General features: G+C 67.8%; 24 protein-coding genes, 2 tRNA genes and 1 rRNA gene. 22 read left to right on the top strand and 5 right to left on the bottom strand.

The annotated features are described in order from the left end of the window. Window positions 1–76: 76 nt before the first annotated feature. The gene (gene cobS / locus RS883_RS01465; protein ID WP_315761946.1) at window positions 77–1,081 is read right to left on the bottom strand and encodes a cobaltochelatase subunit CobS; all 1,005 of its coding nucleotides are present in this window, start codon (window positions 1,079–1,081) and stop codon (window positions 77–79) included. A gap of 173 nt (window positions 1,082–1,254) precedes the next feature. After that, window positions 1,255–1,926, bottom strand: a complete 672-nt coding sequence (locus RS883_RS01460; protein WP_315761945.1) for a winged helix-turn-helix transcriptional regulator — start codon at window positions 1,924–1,926, stop codon at window positions 1,255–1,257. Between the two features lie 69 nt (window positions 1,927–1,995). Between RS883_RS01460 and RS883_RS01455 the strand changes: the two genes are divergently transcribed. The 7 genes from RS883_RS01455 to RS883_RS01420 all read left to right on the top strand — a co-directional run bounded on the left by RS883_RS01455 (window position 1,996) and on the right by RS883_RS01420 (window position 6,107). Continuing rightward, window positions 1,996–2,430 (top strand): VOC family protein, encoded by a 435-nt coding sequence (locus RS883_RS01455; protein WP_315761943.1) that lies wholly within the window; start codon window positions 1,996–1,998, stop codon window positions 2,428–2,430. 4 nt (window positions 2,431–2,434) lie between these two features. Then, complete coding sequence (locus RS883_RS01450; protein WP_315761941.1) at window positions 2,435–2,833, top strand: VOC family protein; 399 nt, start codon at window positions 2,435–2,437, stop codon at window positions 2,831–2,833. A gap of 118 nt (window positions 2,834–2,951) precedes the next feature. After that, a complete protein-coding gene (locus tag RS883_RS01445) occupies window positions 2,952–3,437 on the top strand; it encodes a VOC family protein (RefSeq protein ID WP_315761938.1) in 486 nt (161 codons plus the stop codon). Window positions 3,438–3,440: 3 nt separating this feature from the next. Then, window positions 3,441–4,115 (top strand): glutathione S-transferase family protein, encoded by a 675-nt coding sequence (locus RS883_RS01440; RefSeq protein ID WP_315761936.1) that lies wholly within the window; start codon window positions 3,441–3,443, stop codon window positions 4,113–4,115. 14 nt (window positions 4,116–4,129) lie between these two features. Next, window positions 4,130–4,600, top strand: coding sequence for an SRPBCC family protein (locus tag RS883_RS01435; RefSeq protein WP_315761934.1), 471 nt, complete (start codon window positions 4,130–4,132; stop codon window positions 4,598–4,600). After that, window positions 4,597–5,310 (top strand): DUF1428 domain-containing protein, encoded by a 714-nt coding sequence (locus tag RS883_RS17110; RefSeq protein WP_409977370.1) that lies wholly within the window; start codon window positions 4,597–4,599, stop codon window positions 5,308–5,310. Before RS883_RS01435 ends, RS883_RS17110 begins: the two co-directional genes overlap by 4 nt. A gap of 14 nt (window positions 5,311–5,324) precedes the next feature. Continuing rightward, window positions 5,325–6,107 carry a VOC family protein gene (locus tag RS883_RS01420; RefSeq protein WP_315761932.1) on the top strand — a complete coding sequence of 261 codons (783 nt, stop codon included), beginning with the start codon at window positions 5,325–5,327 and terminating at the stop codon, window positions 6,105–6,107. A gap of 122 nt (window positions 6,108–6,229) precedes the next feature. Here the strand turns inward: RS883_RS01420 and RS883_RS01415 are convergent, their stop codons facing one another. Next, window positions 6,230–6,859, bottom strand: a complete 630-nt coding sequence (locus RS883_RS01415; protein WP_315761930.1) for a J domain-containing protein — start codon at window positions 6,857–6,859, stop codon at window positions 6,230–6,232. 45 nt (window positions 6,860–6,904) lie between these two features. On the opposite strand from RS883_RS01415, the gene RS883_RS01410 reads away from it, so the two are divergent. The 11 genes from RS883_RS01410 to RS883_RS01360 all read left to right on the top strand — a co-directional run bounded on the left by RS883_RS01410 (window position 6,905) and on the right by RS883_RS01360 (window position 17,368). Next, window positions 6,905–7,201 carry a BolA family protein gene (locus RS883_RS01410; RefSeq protein ID WP_315761928.1) on the top strand — a complete coding sequence of 99 codons (297 nt, stop codon included), beginning with the start codon at window positions 6,905–6,907 and terminating at the stop codon, window positions 7,199–7,201. Then, the gene (locus tag RS883_RS01405) at window positions 7,201–7,908 is read left to right on the top strand and encodes a glutathione S-transferase (RefSeq protein WP_315761926.1); all 708 of its coding nucleotides are present in this window, start codon (window positions 7,201–7,203) and stop codon (window positions 7,906–7,908) included. The genes RS883_RS01410 and RS883_RS01405 overlap by 1 nt, the downstream gene beginning before the upstream one ends. Beyond that, window positions 7,905–8,807, top strand: coding sequence for a pirin family protein (locus tag RS883_RS01400; protein ID WP_315761924.1), 903 nt, complete (start codon window positions 7,905–7,907; stop codon window positions 8,805–8,807). The genes RS883_RS01405 and RS883_RS01400 overlap by 4 nt, the downstream gene beginning before the upstream one ends. Then, window positions 8,762–9,682, top strand: coding sequence for an alpha/beta hydrolase (locus tag RS883_RS01395; protein ID WP_315761922.1), 921 nt, complete (start codon window positions 8,762–8,764; stop codon window positions 9,680–9,682). The genes RS883_RS01400 and RS883_RS01395 overlap by 46 nt, the downstream gene beginning before the upstream one ends. A 183-nt stretch (window positions 9,683–9,865) precedes the next feature. Further along, window positions 9,866–11,134, top strand: coding sequence for a histidine--tRNA ligase (gene hisS / locus RS883_RS01390; protein ID WP_315761920.1), 1,269 nt, complete (start codon window positions 9,866–9,868; stop codon window positions 11,132–11,134). Beyond that, window positions 11,131–12,204 (top strand): peptide chain release factor 1, encoded by a 1,074-nt coding sequence (gene prfA / locus RS883_RS01385; protein WP_315761918.1) that lies wholly within the window; start codon window positions 11,131–11,133, stop codon window positions 12,202–12,204. Before hisS ends, prfA begins: the two co-directional genes overlap by 4 nt. Continuing rightward, window positions 12,197–13,015 (top strand): peptide chain release factor N(5)-glutamine methyltransferase, encoded by an 819-nt coding sequence (gene prmC, locus RS883_RS01380; protein WP_315761916.1) that lies wholly within the window; start codon window positions 12,197–12,199, stop codon window positions 13,013–13,015. The genes prfA and prmC overlap by 8 nt, the downstream gene beginning before the upstream one ends. A 258-nt stretch (window positions 13,016–13,273) precedes the next feature. Continuing rightward, window positions 13,274–14,119, top strand: a complete 846-nt coding sequence (locus RS883_RS01375; protein ID WP_315761914.1) for a DUF4167 domain-containing protein — start codon at window positions 13,274–13,276, stop codon at window positions 14,117–14,119. A 249-nt stretch (window positions 14,120–14,368) separates the two neighbouring features. Then, window positions 14,369–15,856: a DUF4139 domain-containing protein gene (locus tag RS883_RS01370; protein WP_315761912.1), complete on the top strand. Its 1,488-nt coding sequence runs from the start codon at window positions 14,369–14,371 to the stop codon at window positions 15,854–15,856. 11 nt (window positions 15,857–15,867) lie between these two features. Next, window positions 15,868–16,932, top strand: a complete 1,065-nt coding sequence (locus RS883_RS01365; protein WP_315761910.1) for a hypothetical protein — start codon at window positions 15,868–15,870, stop codon at window positions 16,930–16,932. Continuing rightward, entirely contained in the window at window positions 16,871–17,368 is a 498-nt protein-coding gene (locus RS883_RS01360; RefSeq protein WP_315761908.1) for a hypothetical protein, read from the top strand. Before RS883_RS01365 ends, RS883_RS01360 begins: the two co-directional genes overlap by 62 nt. On the opposite strand, the gene RS883_RS01355 is transcribed toward RS883_RS01360, so the two are convergent. After that, entirely contained in the window at window positions 17,322–17,627 is a 306-nt protein-coding gene (locus tag RS883_RS01355; protein ID WP_315761906.1) for a hypothetical protein, read from the bottom strand. The two genes, RS883_RS01360 and RS883_RS01355, sit on opposite strands and share 47 nt — an antisense overlap. A gap of 62 nt (window positions 17,628–17,689) precedes the next feature. Between RS883_RS01355 and RS883_RS01350 the strand changes: the two genes are divergently transcribed. Continuing rightward, complete coding sequence (locus RS883_RS01350) at window positions 17,690–18,118, top strand: CBS domain-containing protein (RefSeq protein WP_315761904.1); 429 nt, start codon at window positions 17,690–17,692, stop codon at window positions 18,116–18,118. Here the strand turns inward: RS883_RS01350 and RS883_RS01345 are convergent. Next, complete coding sequence (locus RS883_RS01345) at window positions 18,115–19,590, bottom strand: lipopolysaccharide biosynthesis protein (RefSeq protein WP_315761902.1); 1,476 nt, start codon at window positions 19,588–19,590, stop codon at window positions 18,115–18,117. The genes RS883_RS01350 and RS883_RS01345 overlap by 4 nt on opposite strands. A gap of 460 nt (window positions 19,591–20,050) precedes the next feature. On the opposite strand from RS883_RS01345, the gene RS883_RS01340 reads away from it, so the two are divergent. The 3 genes from RS883_RS01340 to RS883_RS01330 all read left to right on the top strand — a co-directional run bounded on the left by RS883_RS01340 (window position 20,051) and on the right by RS883_RS01330 (window position 22,023). Beyond that, window positions 20,051–21,540, top strand: a 16S ribosomal RNA gene (locus RS883_RS01340). A 212-nt stretch (window positions 21,541–21,752) separates the two neighbouring features. Next, window positions 21,753–21,829 (top strand) — tRNA-Ile (locus RS883_RS01335). A 118-nt stretch (window positions 21,830–21,947) separates the two neighbouring features. Further along, a tRNA-Ala gene (locus RS883_RS01330) sits at window positions 21,948–22,023 on the top strand. The last annotated feature ends 360 nt before the right edge of the window (window positions 22,024–22,383 follow it).

Here is a 22,383-nt window from a genome sequence, read left to right as displayed (position 1 = left end):
AAGAAGAACAGGCGGCGTTCCTAGAGCGTCGCCACCAAGACATAAAGGATTGTTTATGTCTTGATGGCGTTCGCGGTCATGCCTTTTTGGCGACGCTTTCGGGCAGATCCTTGCCGAACACGCGCTGATAATATTCGGCCACCAAGGCCCGCTCCGCCTCGTCGCACTTGTTGAGGAAGGAGAGGCGGAAGGCGAAGCCGACATCGCCGAAGATCAGCGCGTTCTGTGCCCAGGTGATGACGGTGCGCGGGCTCATCACCGTCGAGATGTCGCCGTTGATGAAGCCGCGGCGCGTCAGCTCGGCCACGCGGACCATGTTCTCGACCGCCTGCTTGCCGCCCGGCTTGTCATACTCGCCCGACTTGGCGAGCACGATCTGCGCCTCGATCGCGGCGGGCAGATAGTTGAGCGTCACGACCACGTTCCAGCGGTCCATCTGCCCCTGATTGATCTGCTGCGTGCCGTGGTAGAGGCCTGACGTGTCGCCGAGGCCCACGGTGTTGGCGGTCGCGAACAGGCGGAACCACGGGTTGGGGCGGATGACGCGGTTCTGGTCGAGGAGGGTCAGCTTGCCCTCGGTCTCCAGCACGCGCTGGATCACGAACATCACATCCGGCCGGCCGGCGTCGTATTCGTCGAACACGAGCGCGGTCGGCGTCTGGAGTGCCCAGGGGAGCAGGCCCTCGCGAAATTCGGTAACCTGCTGCCCGTCCTTGAGCACGATCGCGTCGCGGCCGATCAGGTCGATGCGGCTGATATGCGCGTCGAGATTGATGCGGATGCACGGCCAGTTGAGGCGGGCGGCGACCTGTTCGATGTGCGACGACTTGCCGGTGCCGTGATAGCCCTGGATCATCACGCGGCGATTGTGCGCGAACCCCGCCAGCACCGCGAGCGTGGTGTCCGGATCGAACACATAAGCGGGGTCGAGGTCAGGGACGCGCTCGTCCGCCTCGCTGAACGCGGGCGCCTCCATGTCGACGTCGATGCCGAACAGCTCGCGAACGCTCACCGTCTTGTCGGGCGCGTCGAGCAGGGTCGTCTGCCGGCTGTCGGGCTGGGTGTTGGCGAGGTCGGTCATGAAGAAAGCCTGTCGGAACGGGGTGTCCCGGTCACATAAGGGCTGATCGCGCCGACGCAAACGGGACTTGGGGGCGGGGAGTGGGGTTTCGTCTCGACCGTTCGTGCTGAGCTTGTCGAAGCACGTGCCCTGGAACACGCCCTTCGACCAGCTCAGGGCGAACGGGGTGGAGATCAGGCCACCTTCTCCGGCAGCCGGAACAGGTCGGCGAAGGTGGCGGCGGCAGCGAGGTCGCCGGTCACTTCCATCCCGCGCGGGTCGCCGAACGGCGCCTTGCCATAGATCGTTACGCGCATCTGCATCGTGTCGCCGGCAAAGGTCGCCATGGCGTCGCCCTCGCCCCGGATGACGTCGATCCGGCCTTCATGCGCGCGAACGACGAAGCCGTCGGCCGGGAAGCGGAACGCCATAGCGAGATCGATGTCTTGCGCCTTGGCCGGATCGACCAGCGTCTGGAGCGACATCATCGCCGACGCCGGCGACATGAAGGCGAACGGATCGTGGCGCGGCGAGCGAGCGGCCCAGCGGCCGAGATCGCGCATCAGCGGAAGCGATTCGAGTCCCCAGTCGGTGAGCGCATAGACCTGGACGTTGGCGGGCGACGGCAGCGTTCGCCGCGTCAGCACGCCCGTCCCCTCCAGGCCCTGGAGCCGCTGGGTCAGCACGTTGGCGCTGATGCCGGGCAGGTTCGCCTTGATCTCCGAAAAGCGGCGCGGGCCGAAGGCGAGCTCCCGCATGATGAGCAGCGCCCAGCGCTCGCCCACGATCTCCAGCGCCAGCGCGGTGCCGCAGGCGTCGTCGTACCAGCGCTTCGAATTAGACGCAGTTACATTTTCTAACTTCATGGTTGCTTTTAATAACCTCAACGGGCAGGTTCGTCAATGTGGAGTGATTCGGAAACGAGGGAGCGGACGATGGCCAAGATGATCTTCGTGAACCTGCCGGTGGCGGACGTGGCGGGGGCGACCGCCTTTTACGAGGCGATCGGCTTCATCAAGAACGAGATGTTCTCGAACGAGAACGCGTCGGCGATGGGGTGGTCGGACGAGATCAGCGTGATGCTGCTGGCGCACGACTTCTTCCGCGGCTTCCTGCCCGAGGGACATGCGATCGGCGACGCTCACCGCGCGGCGCAGACGCTGATCTGCCTTTCCTTCGACAGCCGCGAGGCGGTGGATGCGGTGACCGAGGCGGCGGCGGCGAACGGCGGTACTGCCGACGTGCGCGCGGCGCAGGACATGGGCTTCATGTACAGCCGCGCCTTTGCTGACCCCGACGGCCACATCTACGAGCCGATGTTCATGGACATGGCCGCGGCGCAGACTGCGTTCGCCGCCGAGCCGGCCTGAGCCCATGACCCGCACCATCTATATCAGCCTGCCCGTTGAGCATGCCGGCCGCGCCGCCGACTTCTATGCCGCGATCGGGTTCGAGCGCGATCCGGCGTTTTCGGGCGAGAACCACGCCGCGATGATCTGGTCCGAGGCGATCCGCATCATGCTGATGCAGCGGGAAGCATTTGCGGCGATGAGCCCCAAGCGGCTGATCGACCCGCGGATCGAGGCCGGCGCACTGATGGCGTTGATGCTGGAGAGCCGCGAGGCGGTGGACGCGATGATCGCCGCGGCGGTGGCGGCGGGCGGGCGCGAGCTTCACGGCGCCGAGGACGAGGGCGGCGTCTATTCGCGCGCCTTCGAGGATCCGGACGGCAATGGCTGGGGCCCGTTCCACTTCGCGGCGCCGGCGTCGTGAGCGCGCGGGCGTCCGTCACGCTGGGCCTGTCGACCTTCGCGGCGACGGTGCTGGCGGTGCTGGTCCCAGCGGCGATCGCGGGCACCGGGCCCTTCGCCTGAAGACGAGGAGAGGATCGATGAGCAAGATCGTGCCGTGCATCTGGTATGACGGCGGTGCCGAGGAAGCCGCGCGCTTCTATGTCACGTTGCTACCCGATAGCCGCATCGTCCGCGTCGCGCATACGCCGGTCGACACGCCGGGGAACAAGGCCGGCGACGTTATCACCGTCGAATGGGACCTGGCCGGCCAGCGCTTCCTGGGCCTCAACGGCGGCCCGATCTTTCCGCAGACGGAGGCAGTGAGCTTCCAGATCGCGACCGACGACCAGGCCGAAACCGACCGGCTGTGGGATGCGATCGTCGGCAATGGCGGGCAGGAGAGCGCCTGCGGCTGGTGCAAGGATCGCTGGGGCGTCAACTGGCAGATCACCCCGCGGCGCCTGACCGAGCTGGTCGCGCATCCCGACGCGGCGGTCGCGGGCAAGGCGATGGAGGCGATGATGACCATGCGCAAGATCGACATCGCGGCGCTGGACGGCGCGGTCGCCGGCACGGGAGCCTGAACCATGGTTCGCCAGGACACTGCGGCGCTGACGATCACCGCTTTCGAATGGGTGCCCGAGTTCGCGCGCGGCTTCGTGCGCGACCTCAGGCCCCGATGGGCGTGCGAGGAGATCGGCCTTCCCTATGCCGTCCGGCTGGTGAGCGCGGTCGATCGGCCCGCTTTCTATTATGAGGAGCAGCCCTGGGGTCAGGTGCCGGTGATCGAGGAGGACGGGCGCACGCTGTTCGAGAGCGGCGCGATCCTGCTCCACATCGGCGAGAAGGACGAGCGGCTGTTGCCACGCGATCCCGCGGCGCGCGACCGGGCGGTGTCGTGGCTGTTCGCCGCGTACAACTCGGTCGAGCCGTGGCGCTTCGAGCATGCGCGCGTGACGATCTTTGCCGCCCGAGAGGAATGGGCGAAACTCCGGCGACCGAGCCTGGAGGCCGAGATCGGCCAGCGGCTCGACCGGCTCCAGACGGCGCTCGGCGATCGCGAATGGCTGGCGGGCGGGTTCAGCATCGCCGACATCGCGATGGTGACGGTGCTGCGCGAGATGGCGGACACGGTGCTGATCGCCCAGCGGCCGGCGCTCGCCGCCTATGTCGCGCGCGGGATCGCGCGGCCGGCGTTTCAGGCGGCGCTGGCGGCACAGCTTGCCGATTTCGACGAGAGCAAGGCGCCCAGGGCGGCGTGAGCGGGAGAGCGACGATGACCGACGGACCTTTCGAACTGACGATCGAGCGCCGCATGGCGGTGCCCCGCGCGGCAGTGTGGCGCGCCTGGCGCGACCATGCGACCGAGTGGTTCTGCCCGCCGCCCTGGAAGGCGCCGGAGGTCGAGTACAACCTTCGCCCCGGCGGTCGCAGCCATGTCCGCATGGTCGGGCCGGCGGGCGAGGACATGGTGCTGACCGGCGTCGTGCTGGAGGCGGTCGAGGGCGAGCGCGTCGTCACCACCGACGCCTTTGCCGAGGGCTGGCTACCGCGGACGCCCTTCATGGTCGCGATCACCGAATTCGCCGACGATGGCGAGGGCACGATCTATCGCGCCACCGCCCGGCACTGGAGCGAGGAAGCGCGCGCGCAGCACGAGGCGATGGGCTTCCACGAGGGGTGGGGCAAGGTCGCCGAGCAGCTCGAGGCGGTGGCGCGCCGCATCCATCAGGGAGAGACGCGATGACCTATGTCGAAGGGTTTCTGGTCGCGGTGCGGACCGCCAACAAGGACGCCTATCGCGAGCATGCCGAGCGATCGGTGTCGCTGTTCAAGGAATTCGGCGCGGCGCGGCTGGTCGAGGGCTGGGGCGACGACGTGCCGCGTGGCAAGCGCAACGACCTGTACGGCGCCGTCGCGGCCGAAGAGGGCGAGACCGTGCTGTTCAGCTGGTTCGAATATCCCGACCGGGCGACGCGCGACGCCGCCAACGAGAAGATCATGGCGGACCCGCGCATGAAGGCGATGGGTGCCGACATGCCGTTTGACGGCAAGCGCATGGTCTGGGGCGGGTTCGAGAGCGTCGCCGATGTCGGCACGCCGGGCGGCGCGGGCTATATCGACGGCGTGGTGCTGCCGCTGCCCGCGGCGGCGCGTGACGAGTATCGCCGCTTCTGTTCGGCAGTCGCGCCGGTGTTCCTCGAATATGGCGCGACGCGGGTGATGGATGCCGTCGCCGACGACGTGCAGGACGGCAAGGTCACCGACTTCAACCGCGCGATCCTGCGCGAAGAGGGCGAGGTCGCGGCGTTCGGCTGGGTCGAGTGGCCCGACAAGGCGGCGCGCGATGCCGGCTGGGAAAAGGTGATGGCCGATCCGCGGATGACCGGCGAGGACGCGCCGTTCGACGGTAAGCGGATGATCTTCGGCGGCTTCGTCCCGCTGCTCGACGCCTGAAGGGAGCAAGCGACATGGCACGCAATCCGCACGGTTTTCCGATCTGGTACGAGCTGATGGCCGACGATCCCGACGCGGCCCAGACCTTCTATGGCGACGTGATCGGCTGGTTCTCGGCCGATTCGGGGCAGGCGGGGATGGATTATCGCGTCTTCGCCCGTCCGCATGGCGATGCGATCGCCGGACTGCTCAAGCGGCCCGACGGTGCGGCACCCGCGCGATGGTTCGTCTATTTCGGCGTCGACGACGTCGATGCGGCGGTCGCGGCGGCGCAAGCCGAGGGTGGCAGTGTCTGCATGCCGGCGACCACGGTGCCGGGTGTCGGCCGGCTGGCGCTGCTCAGCGACCCGCAGGGCAATTCCTTCTACGTCATGCGCCGCGAGCCCGACGAGACCAGCAACGCCTTTGCCGATTCGTCGACCGGACAGGTGCCGCCGGGCCACGCCATCTGGAACGAGCTGACCGCCGACGATCAGGACGCGGCGATGGCGTTCTATGGCAAGGTGCTCGGCCTCCGGCACGAGGGCGGGATGCCGATGGGGGCGTGGGGCGACTACAAGTTTGTCCACGCCGGGGGCACCTGCATCGGCGCGTCGATGAACGCGCAGCCCGACTGGCCGCGGGGGTGGCAGGTCTATTTCCTGGTCGACGAGATCGACGCCGCGGCCAAGCGGCTGACGGATGCGGGCGGCAGCGTGGTGCAGGGACCTGACCAGATCCCCGGCGGCGGCTATTCGCTCGTCGCGGCGGACGCTGCCGGCGTGCGCTTCGGGATGGTGGGGCCGCGGGTGGAATAGCTCATGATGTGCCCCGGCGAAGGCCGGGGCCCAGTTGGGAAGGCCAGCGTGACGATGCGCAGCGCTCATCGCCTTCGTTCCCCAACTGGACCCCGGCCTTCGCCGGGGAACAAGGAGCACGGCTAGGTGAACGCCGGCGCTTTGCGCAGATGCTGGTACGCCTCGACCACTGCCTGGAGCCGCGTCTCGCTCGAGCGGTCGCCGCCATTATGGTCGGGGTGGAGCTGGCGGACGAGCGCGGCGTAGCGTTGGCGGAGCGCCCGGCGGTCGGCATCGGTCGCCAACCCCAGCGTTCGCAGCGCCTCCCGATCGCGGCCCGAGAGCCATCGGTTGTCGGCGTTCGCCGACGGGGGCTTCCCGTCGCCCCGTGCGCGCTCGGCGGCCATGCGGTCGCGAAAGCGAGCGCCGATCGCGTCGAGCGGGTCGGCGAAGTCGTTCCACCGCGGCGGCCGGTCGGCGCCGTTGGCGGCGAAGGCGCGCGTCTCCCGCTCCCACCCGGCATAGGGGCGCTGTGCGTCGTTGATCTCGTCGGGGCTCATCCCGGCGAAGAAGTTGTAGCCCGCGTTGAACGCGCGGACATGGTCGAGACACAGGAAGCGGTATTCGCCCGGCCCGTCGAAGCCGTGGCGCGCGCCCTCACGCGCGGGGGCGCGGAACTCGCCCGGTTCGTCGCAGCCCGGGATCGCGCAGGGCCGCCCACCCGTCTCGACACGGCCATGAAAACGAGTGTTGGGACGATCCTGACGCGGCACGCACGGGGTTCCTGAAGCGATGCAAAGTCGTCAGATATAGGCGCGATGACCGAGCCTTCCACCGCCGCCCGCCCCTCCGTCGCCGCGCTGATCGAAGCGCGCCTGACCGAGGCCCTGTCGCCCACCCAGCTGGAGGTGGTGAACGAGAGCCACCATCATGCCGGCCATATGGGCGACGACGGCACCGGCGAATCGCACTTCGCCGTCGCGATCGAGAGCGCAGCGTTCGCCGGCCTCAACCGACTTGCGCGCCAGCGGCTGGTGAACCAGGCGCTGGCCGAATTGCTCGCGACGCGCATCCACGCGCTGACCATGCGCGCCCGCGCGCCGGGAGAGGCATGATGGCGTACAAGCTCTGGTACTGGTCCGGCATCCAGGGGCGCGGCGAGTTCGTGCGGCTGGCGCTGGAAGCGGGCGGGATCGAGTATCGCGACATGGCGCGCGAGGACGGGGACGAGGCGCTGATGGCCGACCTCAACGGCCGCGCGGGGCGGACGCCGTTCGCGCCGCCCTATTTCGACACCGGCGACCTGGTGATCGCGCAGGTCGCCAACATCCTCCTCTACCTCGGCGAGCGGCATCATCTGGCGCCGGCATCGCTCGGCGACCGGCTGTGGCTCAACCAGCTCCAGATGACGATCGCGGACCTGGTGGCGGAGGCGCACAACGTCCACCATCCCGTCGCCGCCGGCGCCTATTACGACGATCAGAAAGCGGAAGCGAAGCGTGCTGCCCAGCAGTTCCGGGACGAACGGATGCCCAAGTTCCTCGGTCATTTCGAGGATGCGGCGACCGCGCAGGAGGGCGACTGGGTCGCCGGGCATCGCTGGACCTATGCCGACCTCAGCCTGTTCCAGGTGATCGAGGGGCTGCGCTATGCCTTTCCGCGGCGGATGGCGGCGATCGAGGGCGACTATCCCGCGCTGATCGCTATCCACGATCGCGTCGCGGCGATCCACGGCGTCGCCGCCTATCTGGACAGCGGGCGCCGCATCCCCTTCAATCAGGACGGCATTTTCCGCCACTATCCGGAGCTCGACGGCGAATGACTCGCGAAGACCTGATCCTGCAGGAGATCCTGCCGACGACGCATGATTTGGGCGGCTTCAAGGTCTATCGCACCTTGCCGTCGCGGCCGCGGACGATGGTGGGGCCGTTCCTGTTCTTCGACCAGATGGGGCCGGCGGACCTGGGAGTCGGCAACGGCATCGACGTGCGGCCGCATCCGCATATCAACCTGGCGACCGTCACCTATCTGTTCCGCGGCGCGATCGGGCATCGCGATTCGATCGGCAGCGACCTCGTCATCGAGCCCGGCGCGGTCAACCTGATGACCGCGGGCCATGGCATCGTCCATTCGGAGCGGTCGCCGGGCGAGGAGCGGGCGAAAGGCCCGGCGCTGTTCGGCATCCAGACCTGGCTGGCGCTGCCGGAAAAGGACGAGGAGATCGATCCCGCCTTTCAGCACGTCGCCAAGGACGAACTGCCGGTCATCGACGACACCGGCGCGCGAGCGCGGATCATCATGGGCGAGCTGTGGGGCGCAAAGGCGCCGACCACCACCTATGCGCAGACCATCTATGCCGACATCCAGCTGGACGCCGGCGGCAGCGTGCCAATCGAGGCGGCGGCGGAGGAGCGGGCGCTGTACGTCGCGGACGGCGACGCCAGCGTCGACGGCATGACCCTTGACCCCTATACGCTCTACGTCCTGCGCCCCGGCGCGCTTGCGACACTGCGGTCGGAACGCGGCGCGCGGGTGATGCTGTGCGGCGGCGAGGCGTTCGCCAGCCCGCGCCACGTCTGGTGGAACTTCGTCTCCTCGCGCCGCGAGCGGATCAACGAGGCCAAGGAAGCGTGGAAGGCGGGCCGCTTTCCCAAGGTGCCCGGCGACGACAAGGAATGGATCCCGATCCCCGAAGTGCCGAAGACGGTCAGCTATCCGTGATCCGCGTCCCGCTTTCCACGGGCATCGCGCTCGACGTCGCGGTCGCGGGCGAGCCGGGGGCGCCGGCGATGATCTGCCTCCACGGCTTTCCCGAATCGCACCGGACGTGGCGGCACCAGGCGGCCGAGTTCGCGCGCGACTTTCACGTCATCGCGCCCGACCAGCGCGGCTATGCGCGATCGGACAAGCCCGAGGCCGTGGAGGATTATGCCCCCGACAAGGTCGTCGCCGACCTGATCGCGCTCGCCGACCATTTCGACGCGCGGCGCTTCACGCTCGTCGCGCATGACTGGGGCGGTGCGGTCGCGTGGATGGCGGCGCTCAAGCATCCCGACCGGATCGAACGGCTGGTCATCCTCAACGCGCCGCATCCGCTCGTCTTCCAGCGCGCGCTGTTCGATGATCCCGAGCAGCGCGCGAGCAGCCAGTATATCCGCTCGTTCCGCGATCCGGGGCTGGAGGCGCGTGTCCAGGCGATGGGGGTGGAGGGCTTCTTCGATCGCGTGTTCGCGCCGCTGATCGACCCGGCCAAGCTCGGCGACGAACGCGCGCGCTACCTCGACGAATGGTCGCAGCCGGGGGCGATGACCGGGATGCTCAACTGGTATCGTGCCAGCCGCATCATCGTGCACGCGATGGACGAGACGCCCGAGCGCCCCGCCTGGCTCGATGCGCCGTTCCCCAGCGTCAAGGTGCCGACGCTCGTCATCTGGGGGATGCGCGACGCGGCCTTGCGGCCGGGGCAGATCGAGGGGCTGGAGGCATATGTCGACGACCTGACGATCGAGCGGATCGAAGATGCGGGCCATTTCGTACCCTGGGAAGCGCCCGAGGCGGTGAACGCCGCGATGCGGCGCTGGCTGGCGCGAGCTTGATCTGAGCGCGACAGCGATGCTGTCGCTCGCGGCGCCGGCCCGCTCCCCCACCCCGCCTCCCATCAACATCATGACTGGGAGGCGGGGTGGGGGAGCGGGCCGGCGCCGCCATCCGGCATCAGCCGGATCGTACAACGCCCCGTCTGGCGCAGGGCCACGCCTTCGCCTAGATACGCGCCCCTTATGGCGCGGATCGAACCTCCCCGGCGCGTGCGTGGCACGCAGGACATCTTCGGCGACGAGCAGCGCCGCTTTGCGCGCGTGGTCGAGACCTTCGATCGCGTGCGGCGGCTCTATTGCTTCCACCGGGTCGAGTTGCCGGTATTCGAGGCGACATCGGTGTTCGCGCGCTCCCTCGGCGAAACGACCGATGTCGTGTCGAAGGAGATGTACTCCTTCGAGGATCGCGGCGGCGATTCGCTGACGCTGCGGCCCGAGTTCACCGCGGGGATCGCGCGGGCGTATCTCAACGAGGGCTGGCAGCAGCTCGCGCCCTTGAAGGTCGCGGCGCATGGTCCCGTGTTCCGCTACGAGCGGCCCCAAAAGGGTCGGTATCGCCAGTTCCACCAGATCGACGCCGAGGTGCTCGGCGCGCCCGAGCCCGCGGCCGATGTCGAGCTGCTGGCGCTCGCCGACCATCTGCTGCGCGAGCTTGGCATCAACGAGGGCGTGACGCTCCAGCTCAACACGCTGGGCGATGCCGAGACGCGCGAGGGTTGGCGCGCGGCGCTGGTCGAGCATTTCGAGGGGCATCGGGGCGAGCTGTCGGAAGACAGCCTGGCGCGGCTGGAGAAGAACCCGCTGCGCATCCTCGATTCAAAGGATCCGCGCGACCGGCCGATCGCCGATGCCGCGCCGGAGATCGACGCCTATCTGACGCCCGCCGCCAGCGACTTCTTCGCGGCGGTGACGGCGGGGCTGGATGCGGCGGGGGTCGCCTGGACGCGCAACAGCCGGCTGGTGCGGGGGCTGGATTATTACCGCCATACCGCGTTCGAGTTCGTCACTGACCGGCTGGGCGCACAGGGCACCGTGCTGGCAGGCGGCCGCTATGACGGGCTGGTCGAGAGCCTGGGCGGGCCGGCGACCGCGGGTGTCGGCTGGGCCGCTGGGATCGAGCGGCTGGCGATGCTGACCGACCTGCCGCCGCGCGAGAAGCCGATCGTCGCGATCGTGCCCGACGCGCCGAGCGAGGGGGGCCGCGCCGCCCATCTGGAGCGCAAGCTGCGCGGGACGGGGATCGAGGTCTATTCGGGGTACAAGGCCAATGCCAAGAAGCGCGCCGAGCAGGCGCGCAAGGCTGGTGTCGACGCGGTGGTGTATCTGCGTGGGCCCGGGCATGACGGCGACCGCATCAACGTCACCGTCTTTCCCGAATCGCCGATCGACCGATCCGAGATCGAGCTGATGATGCTGCAGATCCGCGGGGTTGCGGAGCTTCCCGACGCATGACGCGGATTTCGGCCGAACGCATCGCCGCGATCGAGGCGCGGCGCGACGAGTTGCAGGCGATGATGGCGACGGGCGACCTGCCGTCGGATCGCTTCGTCGCCGTGTCCAAGGAATATGCCGAGCTCGAACCCGTCGCCGCGGCGGCGGGCGAGGTGCGGCGGCTGCGTGCCGAGGCGAAGTCGCTGACCGCGATGACGCAGGACGGCGACGAGGAACTGCGCCGGATGGCGGCGGAGGAGCTGCACGACAATCGCGCCGCGCTCGACACCGCCGAGCATTCGCTGGCGCTGTCGCTGCTGCCGCGCGATGCCGCCGATGTGCGCCCGGCGATGCTGGAGATCCGTGCGGGGACGGGGGGCGACGAGGCGGCGCTGTTCGCGGGCGACCTGCTGCGCATGTACCAGCGCTATGCCGACAAGCAGGGCTGGCGCGTCGAGCTCATCTCCGCCAGCGCGAGCGAGGCGGGCGGGTTCAAGGAAGTGATCGCCAGCGTCGAGGGGAGCGGCGTGTTCGCGCGGCTGAAGTTCGAAAGCGGCGTCCACCGCGTTCAGCGCGTGCCCGTGACTGAGAGCGGCGGGCGCATCCACACCTCCGCCGCGACGGTGGCGGTGCTGCCGCAGGCCGAGGATGTCGACATCGACATCTCCGAAAGCGACCTGCGCATCGACGTGTTCCGCGCGTCCGGCGCGGGCGGCCAGCACGTCAACACCACCGATTCGGCGGTGCGCATCACCCACTTGCCCAGCGGCATCGTCGTCAGCCAGCAGGACGAGAAGTCGCAGCACAAGAACAAGGCCAAGGCGATGCGCGTGCTGCGCACCCGCCTGTTCGAGGCCGAACGCGAACGCGCGGCGAACGAGCGGGCCGATGCGCGCCGGTCGATGGTGGGCTCCGGCGACCGGTCCGAACGCATCCGCACCTATAACTTTCCGCAGGGTCGGGTGACCGACCACCGCATCAACCTGACGCTGCATCGCCTGCCCGAAATCCTGGAGGGCGAGATGGACGAGCTGCTCGGCGCGCTGATCGCCGAGGACGAGGCGGCGCGGCTGGCGGCGGTGGATGGCTGAGGTCCGCGCGGCGCTGGTGGCGGCCGCGCGGGCGTTGGAGGCAGTTTCGGACACGCCGCGGCTGGATGCCGAACTGCTGATGGCGCAGGCGTTGGGGTGCGAGCGCGACGCGCTGCTGCTGCGCCATCTGCGCGATCCCGAGCCGGCGGGCTTCGCGGCGCTGCTCGCGCGGCGGGTGTCGGGGGAGCCGATCGCCTATATCGCCGGCACGCGCGATTTCTGGACGATCCGGCTTGCCGTCGGGCCGGGCGCGCTGATCCCGCGTGCCGACAGCGAGACGCTGATCGAGGCGGCGGTCGCGCATTTCCGCGGGACGCCGGGGCCGCGACGCATCCTCGACCTGGGGACCGGGCCGGGGACGCTGCTGCTTGCGGCGCTGGCCGAATGGCCGGCGGCGAGCGGGCTGGGGATCGATGCGTCGGCGGCGGCGCTCGACTATGCGCGCGCGAATGCGGCGGCGCTGGGCGCGGCGGCCGAGTTCCGGCTGGGGGACTGGGCGGCGGGGATCGACGAACGGTTCGACCTGGCGCTCGCCAACCCGCCCTATATCGCGCTGGACGACGGGGATGTGGCGGCGGACGTGCGCGCGTTCGAGCCGGCCGAGGCGCTGTTCGCGGGCGAGGACGGGCTTGCCGCTTATCGCGCGATCGTGCCCGAGCTGCCGCGGTTGATCGCGCCGGGCGGCGTCGCGGTGCTCGAGATCGGCTGGCGACAGGGCGAGGCGGTGGCGGCGATGGTGGCGGCCGCGGGGCTCCGCCCGCGGATCGCCAACGACCTCGGAAATCGGCCGCGGGCCGTCTTTGCGACTTGAAGCGGACAGACTTCGTCACAATATTCCGCTTGGAGATTATCCAGCCTCCGGCTAATGATGCCGCATAGGGGCAGGCATTTTTCAACCAGGTTGTTGAAAAGCGGGCATTGGCTCGATCCAGTCAGACGCGCCATCAGTTCGGGTGGCCTTATGGCGAACACGTCGGTCCGGCTCGTCCCCGGTCAGGCGCGCGGAGTGAACACGCATCCGGTGAGTATCGCTGGCCGGAGAGGGTAAGGACAGGACACACATACCTTGATGAACAATCGTCAGGCCGGCCGCCGTCGCGGTCGTGGCGGGCAGCGCCCGCAGGGTGGCAACCCCAATCGTTCGGACAACGGCAATCGCATCGACAATCGCGCGCGCGGCAACGCGGCGCAGCTGCTCGAGAAGTACAAGAATCTCGCGCGCGACGCCCAGATGCAGGGCGACCGGGTCAATATCGAATATTACCTCCAGTTCGCCGACCATTATTTCCGGGTGCTGAGCGAGAGCCGCTCGCGCTTCGAAGAGAACAACAACCGCCGTCCGCAAAGCGATGAGGACGACGACGATTTCGAGATGGAGGGCGAGCCCGGCACGCCCGACCAGTTCGACCGCTCGTTCGATCGCCGCCCCGAGCGCGATAGCCAGCGTAGCGAGCGCGGCAACGACCGCGGCGACAATCGCGACCAGGGCCGCGGCGATCGTGAGCCGCGGGAAGCGCGCGGCGAACGCCGCGAGCGTCCGGAGCGCGCGGAACGCCAGGAGCGTCCCGACCGCCAGGACCGGCCCGAGCGTGACGATCGTCGCCGTGAGCGCGGCGGCTACACGCCCGCCGCCCAGGTCGATGGCAATGCGGTCGAGGAGCGCCAGGACGCGCCTGCGCCCGTCGCCGCGGACGCTGCGACCGAGGAAGCGCCGCGCCGCCGTGGCCGTCCCCGTCGCCAGCCCGAGCTGACCGCGCCCGAGGCGTCGGCGAGCGAAGGCACGACCGCGATCGAGGCCGATCGCCTGCCGCCGTCGCTGGGTCTGGTCGCGACCGCCGACGACGAGGAGGCGCCCAAGCCCCGCCGTCGCCGCAAGCGCGTGGACGACGAGGAAGCGACGCCCTCGGCCGCCTGATGGGCTTTAAGTTCGAAGGAGAGGCCGGCGCGCGAGCGCCGGCCTCTTTTTTTGTGCGTAGAGCCCGGCAGATATCTGCGTCATCCCGGACTTGATCCGGGATCCCGCTTTTCTGCTGTCGAGAGGCAGCGGGACCCCGGCTCAAGGCCGGGGTGACGGGCGAACTCAGGGTATGTCGCGGTCCCTCCAAACCCGATGGCCATCCCGCTCCCCCTCGCCTAAGCTCTCCTCAATTGTGGGGAGGGGCGTATGCGGTTCGCTTTGGGATTGCCGTTGATCGCGCTGGGGAGCGCCGCTGCGGCACAGGAGGCGCCGGTCTCGCCACTGGCCAAAAGCGCGCAGGGCGACGTTGCGGTCACCATCTACAATGACGATACCGCGCTGGTGCAGGACGTCCGCCGTCTGGCGCTGTCTGCGGGCGTGTCGCGCCAGGACTTTCCCGACGTCACCCAGCAGATCCGGCCCGAAACGGTGCGCCTGTCGGCGGACGGCGTGGGCGTGGTCGAGCAGAATTTCGACTATGACCTGCTCTCGCCCGACGCCCTGATGGAAAAGGCGGTCGGGCAGACGATCACGATCGTCCGCACCAACCCGGCGACCGGCGCGGAGACGCGCGAGCAGGCGCGCGTGCTGGCGGCGAATGGCGGCGTGGTGCTCGACATCGGCGGGCGGATCGAGGTGCTGCGCGACGACGGCCTACCCGTTCGCGTGATCTTCCCCGGGCTGCCGCCGAATCTGCGCGCGCGGCCCACGCTGTCGGTAACGGTCGAGAGCGCGACCGCAGGGGCGCGGCCGGTGACGCTCTCCTATCTGACGCGCGGGCTGTCGTGGCGGGCGGATTATGTGGCGCTGTTCGACGAGGCGGCGGGCAAGCTCGACCTTCAGGGCTGGATCACGCTCACCAACCGCAACCAGGCGGCGCTGGTGAATGCCGATACGGTGCTGGTCGCGGGATCGGTGAACAGCGGCGGCGGCAGGCGGCCGCCGCGGCCGATCGGCATTGCGCCCGGATCGCGTCCGGGGACGCAGACCGCCGACCGCGCACGTATCGGCGACTATTACCTCTACCCGCTGCCGCGCCGCACGACGATCGCCGCCAACCAGCAGAAGCAGGTGAGCTTCCTGTCGACCGCGGGCGTGCCGGCGACACGCGCCTATCGCTTCGTCAATGGTTGGCTGGGCAGCGCCGACGAGCCGCAGGGCGTGGAGACGGCGCTCGCCTTCTCGACCAGCCGCGACGGCGGCCTGGGCGATGCGCTGCCCGCGGGGACGGTGCATGTCTATGTCCGCGATGCGCGCGGCCAGCCGCAGTTCGTCGGCGAGAACGGGATCGGCCACACGCCGATGGGCAGCGACTTGTCGATCCGCACCGGCGAGGCCTTCGACCTCAAGGTCCGGCCGATCGTCGAGGGGCGCGAGCGGATCGACAGCGACGAGTTCCGCCGGTCGGAGCGCTATCGCATCCGCGTCGATGGCGAGCCGGTGCGCACCGTCACCATCGAGAACGCCGTCACCTATTGGCGGACGCGGATGCGCTACGAGCTCACCAATGCCGGGCCGGCGCCCGCAACGGTCGAGCTCGTCCAGGGCGGCCTCGACCCCGGCTTCGGCGATACGCGGGTGCCCGCCGAGAGCCAGCCCGGCGAGCAGCGCAGCCGCAACGAGCGGGTGTGGCGCGTAACGGTGCCGGCGAACGGATCGGCGAGCCTGACCGCGACCTTCGACACGCGTTATTGAGGGCAGGGCGGATGCGCCGCCTTCTGGCCGCCCTGCTCCTCACGCTTGGGGCGGTGCCCGCGCCCGCGCAGCAGGCGGTGACGTCGGCCGCGCCCGACAAGGTGTCGGTGACGCTCTACCGCGACCCCGACCGCGGGACCGATGCGATCGACAGCGACGATCCCTCGGGCTTCGCGCTCGTCAGTGAGACGCGGCGCGTTCGCCTGCCGGCCGGCCCCGCGGTGATCCGGTTCGAGGGGGTGGCGGGCGGCATCCTGTCCGAAAGCGCGGTGCTGACCGGGCTGCCCGCGGGCGTGCGCGAGAAGAATCTCGACGCCGACCTCCTCTCGCCGGGCGCGCTTTATGACCGGGCGCTCGGGCGACGCGTGCTCGTGCGGCGGACCGACCGCGCGACCGGCCGCGTGACGATGGAGCCCGCGGTGATCCGCTCGTCGGGCGGTGGCGCGGCGGTGCTCCAGACCGCGGCGGGGATCGAGGCGCTGCGCTGCACGGGACTTGCCGAAACGATCGTCTACTCCGGCGTGCCCGAGGGATTGCCCGCGCGGCCGACCTTGTCCTTTGCCACGGAGGCGGCGGCGCTGGTCGAGGCGGAGGTGACGCTCACCTATCTCTCGGCAGGGTTCGACTGGCAGGCGAACCATGTGCTGACGCTGCGCGAGGATGGGCGGGCCGACTGGTCGGCGCGCGTCACGCTGGCGAGCGGCGATCCGACGGGCTTTGTCGATGCCGGACTGCAACTGGTCGCGGGCAAGGTCGATCGCGAGGATGAGGGGCAGCCGCTGGTCGTGCCGGATGGCGAGCTCGAGCTGGCGTGCTGGGAAACCGAGGCACCGCCGCCCCGCCGCCGCCTCCTCCGCCACCCCCACCCCGCCCGCGCCGATGATGGCGATGCGCGAATCGGCCGACATCGTCGTCACCGGCATGAAGGTGCAGTTGGAGCGGCTTGGCGACCTCAAGCTCTATCGTGCGCCGCGCCCCGTCACCGTCGCCTCACGCGGGCAGAAGCAGGTGGGCTTGTTCGACCGCGAGGCGGTGGCGGTCACGCGCCGCTATCGCAGCGACGTCTTCGGCGATGATCCTCACGAGCCGCAGCTGGTGCTGACGATGCAGAACCGCCGTGAGGCGGGGATGGGACTGCCGATCCCCTCGGGCCAGGTCACCGTCTTTGCCGCAGGCGCGGCGCGGCCGATCCTGGTCGGCGAAGCCGAACTCGATGACAAGGCGGAGGGCGAGAAGGTCGAGGTGGTGCTGCCCGCCACGCCGGACGTCACCGCGGCGACGGAGACGGCGCCGCTCAAGCGCGGCGCGCGGCGCACGACGCTGACCGTCACCAACGCCACGCGGCAGCCGATCGAGCATGAGGCGCGCATCGCCCTTGCCGATGGCGAGCGGCCGCGCGGGCTGGTGCGTGAGGACGGCCGCTGGATCGCGCGGCTGCGCGTGCCGGCAAACGCCAGCGCGTCGGTCAGCTGGACCGTTCGTCCTCGCGGCCCGGATCGTAGGCGCGATTGATCCGGTCGACGGTCTCGTCATGGCCCGAACCCGACGAGAGGAATACGAGCCCCATCAGCGCGCCGCCCATCAGCACGGTCCCGAACATGCCCAGGAAGGTGGCGATCGCCATGTGCAGGTGGAGCGTCCCGACCCACAGATAGAGCGCAGCCAAGGCGCCGATCGCGCAGGCGAGCGCGAGCAGCGCCATCCAGCCGAGGATGCGGCGAAACCGGCCCCAGGCAAGGCGCGCATAATCGGGATCGTCCAGGTCGGGCACGGCTTTCCAGATGGGGCATTTGGTGGGAAAGTCCACCGCGACAGGAGAGGAGAGCGAAAGCCATGACGATCGCGGCGATACTTGCGGGCAAGGGCGGTGAGGTGGTGTCGGTGCCGGTGAGCGCGAGCGCGCAGGCGGCGATGGCGACGCTGGCCGAGCGGCGGATCGGGGCGCTGCCGGTCATGGACGGCGAGAGCATCGCCGGCATCTTCTCCGAGCGCGACGTGCTCTACGCGATCGCGCGCGACGGGGCGGCGGCGCTAGACCGGCCGGTGGCCGACCTGATGACCGCGCCGCCGATCAGCGTCGGCCCGGACGAGACCGTGATCGGCGCACTCGCACTGATGACGCGGCGGCGCATCCGCCATCTGCCGGTGGTCGAGGATGGGCGGCTGGTCGGCTTCGTGTCGATCGGCGATCTGGTCAAGCACCGTATCGAGCGCATCGAGGCGGAAGCCGAGGCGATGCGCAGCTATATCCAGCAGGTCTAGCCCCGGCGTCGGACGAAGGCGATCAGCTCAGCCAGCGTATCGCGCGCGAACAGCGCGAGCCATCCGCCATAGGCCGACGCCCCCGCGGCGACGAGGATCGCGAGGCGCGGGGCCGGATCGAGCGGCGGCAGCGCGGTGTCGATCACCACGACGATCGCCGCCATGGCGAGGCCGGCAAGCAAGGGCGGTGCGATCGCGCTGGCCAGTGCCGATGCGGACAGCCCGACCTCGCGCAGCGAGCGGCCGGCGGTGACGATCAGGTAGAGCGGCCAGACCGCAACCCACGACCAGACCAGCCCCTCCACCCCGAACTTCACGCCGATGACGAAGGCGAGCGGGAGCAGCACACCTCCTGCGGCGCCCAGCCGCGCGGCGAGACCCGGCAAGCCGCGCGCATTGGTGGCGGGGGCGAACAGCGTCTGGAGCGTCATGAACGGCATCGCGATCGCCAGGATGCGGACGAGCGGTGCCGCCTGCAGCCACTTCTCGCCCAGCACCACATGGACCAGCGGATCGGCGGTGACCGCCAGCCCGGCATAGAAGGGCATCGCCGCGACCATGACGATCCGGCTCGATTTGGCGAAGGCGGCGCCCATCGCCGCCGCATCGTCCTGAATCCTTGCATAGGCCGAGAAGGCGACGTCGTTGAGCGTCGGCAGGAACTTGGCCACGAACACCTGGGTGAGGAACAGCGCGGTCGTGTAGAGGCCGAGCGTATGCGGATCGAGGTGACGGCCCGCGACAAACACGTCGGCCTGGCTCTGGAGGAACCAGAAGAGCTGGCTCGTGGCCATCAACCCGCCGAAGCGCACGACGTCGCCGGCACCGCGAAAGTCGAAGCTCGGCCACATCAGCGAGCGGGCGAGCCAGGTCATGATGATCGCCCGGCTCCAGAACAACGCCATCGGCGCGGCGATCAGCGTCCATACCCCCCAGCCGGCGAGCGCACCGGCCAGGCTGACCAGCGCACCGAGCGTCGCCGAGGCAAGGTTCGCCTGTGCCTGTCCCTTGAAGTCCATGTCGCGGGCAAGCAGCGCATAGGGGAAGGCGATGAACGGCGTCGCGACATAGAGCAGCGCCTGGACGCGCAGCAGGTCGGCGACGATCGGCTGGCGGAAATAGGCGGCGGCAAGCGGCGCCATCGCGACCTGAAGCGCGCCAAGCCCCAGGTTGAGGATGAGGAGCAGCCCGAACAGCTGGCGCTTGAGCCGGGTGTCGACATGGGGGCGCTGGATAATGGCGCTCGCCAGCCCATAGCCGTTGAGCATGTTAAGGAGCGCCAGCACGACCTGGGTCATCGCGAACAGGCCGTAATCCTCGGGCGACAGGATGCGGATGACGAGGAAGGTGGAGCCCCAGGTGACGAGCTGCCCCAGAAATTGCGTGCCCGATCGCCATAGCACGGCACTCCGCACCTGCTGGCGGAGCGATTCGAAGCGCTGAGGCGCGCCGGATTCGGCTGATTCGGCCATCCGGGGGGTATGTCAAAGCGGTCCTAACAGCCCGTAAAGCCCGGATTTCCGCCAAATTGACGCGCAATCGTCACTTTTCTGAAAAATGTGTTTGACGGGTCCAACTCGTATCCGTAGAGAGCTTTTCACCGGCGGGGACGACCTCTTGGTTGTCCGGCTGGTCACTCAGAGACAAGGCGCACGGGTCACCCGGTAAACGGGGTGGACAGTGCGTCGGTTTTTGTCGCTCTTTGACATTGTGATTGAGATGAAGGGACATGTGGGCGGCGGCTCCGGGTCTTGGCGGTTTTTAGGCGTCAGGTATTCGGTTAAAGTCAAGTCGTTCCACGGTTCACGGGCTCACGCCTGTGGCCAGCATGTCCTTACACGTTTCCATACGTGAAATGATTTGTGCAGGAACGGCTCCTAGAAATGAGCGGTTTCGTGGTGGTCCATTCCGGCTGCTGCGAGATCGGACATCAAACTTGAGAGTTTGATCCTGGCTCAGAACGAACGCTGGCGGCATGCCTAACACATGCAAGTCGAACGAAGGCTTCGGCCTTAGTGGCGCACGGGTGCGTAACGCGTGGGAATCTGCCCTTGGGTTCGGGATAACAGTGAGAAATTACTGCTAATACCGGATGATGACTTCGGTCCAAAGATTTATCGCCCAGGGATGAGCCCGCGTTGGATTAGCTAGTTGGTGGGGTAAAGGCCTACCAAGGCGACGATCCATAGCTGGTCTGAGAGGATGATCAGCCACACTGGGACTGAGACACACGGCCCAGACTCCTACGGGAGGCAGCAGTGGGGAATATTGGACAATGGGCGAAAGCCTGATCCAGCAATGCCGCGTGAGTGATGAAGGCCTTAGGGTTGTAAAGCTCTTTTACCCGGGAAGATAATGACTGTACCGGGAGAATAAGCTCCGGCTAACTCCGTGCCAGCAGCCGCGGTAATACGGAGGGAGCTAGCGTTGTTCGGAATTACTGGGCGTAAAGCGCACGTAGGCGGCTTTGTAAGTTAGAGGTGAAAGCCTGGAGCTCAACTCCAGAACTGCCTTTAAGACTGCATCGCTTGAATCCAGGAGAGGTGAGTGGAATTCCGAGTGTAGAGGTGAAATTCGTAGATATTCGGAAGAACACCAGTGGCGAAGGCGGCTCACTGACTGGTATTGACGCTGAGGTGCGAAAGCGTGGGGAGCAAACAGGATTAGATACCCTGGTAGTCCACGCCGTAAACGATGATAACTAGCTGTCCGGTCACTTGGTGATTGGGTGGCGCAGCTAACGCATTAAGTTATCCGCCTGGGGAGTACGGCCGCAAGGTTAAAACTCAAAGGAATTGACGGGGGCCTGCACAAGCGGTGGAGCATGTGGTTTAATTCGAAGCAACGCGCAGAACCTTACCAGCGTTTGACATGGCAGGACGGCTTCCAGAGATGGATTCCTTCCCTTCGGGGACCTGCACACAGGTGCTGCATGGCTGTCGTCAGCTCGTGTCGTGAGATGTTGGGTTAAGTCCCGCAACGAGCGCAACCCTCGCCTTTAGTTACCATCATTCAGTTGGGTACTCTAAAGGAACCGCCGGTGATAAGCCGGAGGAAGGTGGGGATGACGTCAAGTCCTCATGGCCCTTACGCGCTGGGCTACACACGCGTGCTACAATGGCAAGTACAGTGGGCAGCAATCCCGCGAGGGTGAGCTAATCTCCAAAACTTGTCTCAGTTCGGATTGTTCTCTGCAACTCGAGAGCATGAAGGCGGAATCGCTAGTAATCGCGGATCAGCATGCCGCGGTGAATACGTTCCCAGGCCTTGTACACACCGCCCGTCACACCATGGGAGTTGGGTTCACCCGAAGGCGTTGCGCTAACTCGCAAGAGAGGCAGGCGACCACGGTGGGCTTAGCGACTGGGGTGAAGTCGTAACAAGGTAGCCGTAGGGGAACCTGCGGCTGGATCACCTCCTTTCTAAGGATATCGGCAGAAAGCGCCTTCTGGTTCGCCAGTGGGAAGAGCTTCTTCCATTCCAAAGAACATCGCCGCCGTCCTCATGTCCCTTCATCAACTGGAACCGACGAGACGAGATAGTGTCAGCTATCTTGCCCGTCGGTCCGTTCGGCCAGCGCAGGGAGCGCGCCTTCAGGCGCAGCTTAGCTGCGACTGACGGCGAAAGCGGGCTCGGGCCGGTAGCTCAGGTGGTTAGAGCGCACGCCTGATAAGCGTGAGGTCGGAGGTTCAACTCCTCCCCGGCCCACCAATCAGCCAGGCGGCAGCGCCGCGGGCAAAGCCCGCGTTGTCGGACGGTGCGATGCACCGCCGGCCGTGCTTGCCATGGTGCAATCTAGCTTCGCTAGCTTGTCTCCATGCCGGCGCATGGGGCCTTAGCTCAGCTGGGAGAGCAGTTGCTTTGCAAGCATCAGGTCATCGGTTCGATCCCGATAGGCTCCACCACTCCGCAAGGCAGCGAGACGGATCAGCGAAGCTGATCTCGCACGCAGCCAAGGACGGCCAGCGCTGCGAAGCGCGCCATAAGGCGCAGCTTTGCTGCGACTGACGGCGCGATGCCACCGAACATCCAGTTTGATGAAGACACGAGATCCGGGTGTAACGTTCGGTCCGCGGTCCAAGGACCGCCTTCTTTTGACATTGTGAATGGGTTTTCAAATCGATGCCGTGGCGGCATTCGGTTTCGGCTTTCGGGCTGGAGCTGATTGTCGGCACTACATGGGCACCGATGGTCGAGGTTCGCCTCGATGGTCGCGTGCTCAGCAAGGCTGAGATTATCATCCACACCAAGAGACTGCACTTCGC

The sequence above is a fragment of the Sphingomonas sp. Y38-1Y genome (assembly GCF_032391395.1).
GTDB lineage: Bacteria > Pseudomonadota > Alphaproteobacteria > Sphingomonadales > Sphingomonadaceae > Sphingomonas.
Note: the sequence above shows the minus strand (reverse complement) of the source record. Positions and strands in the feature narration are given on the sequence as shown.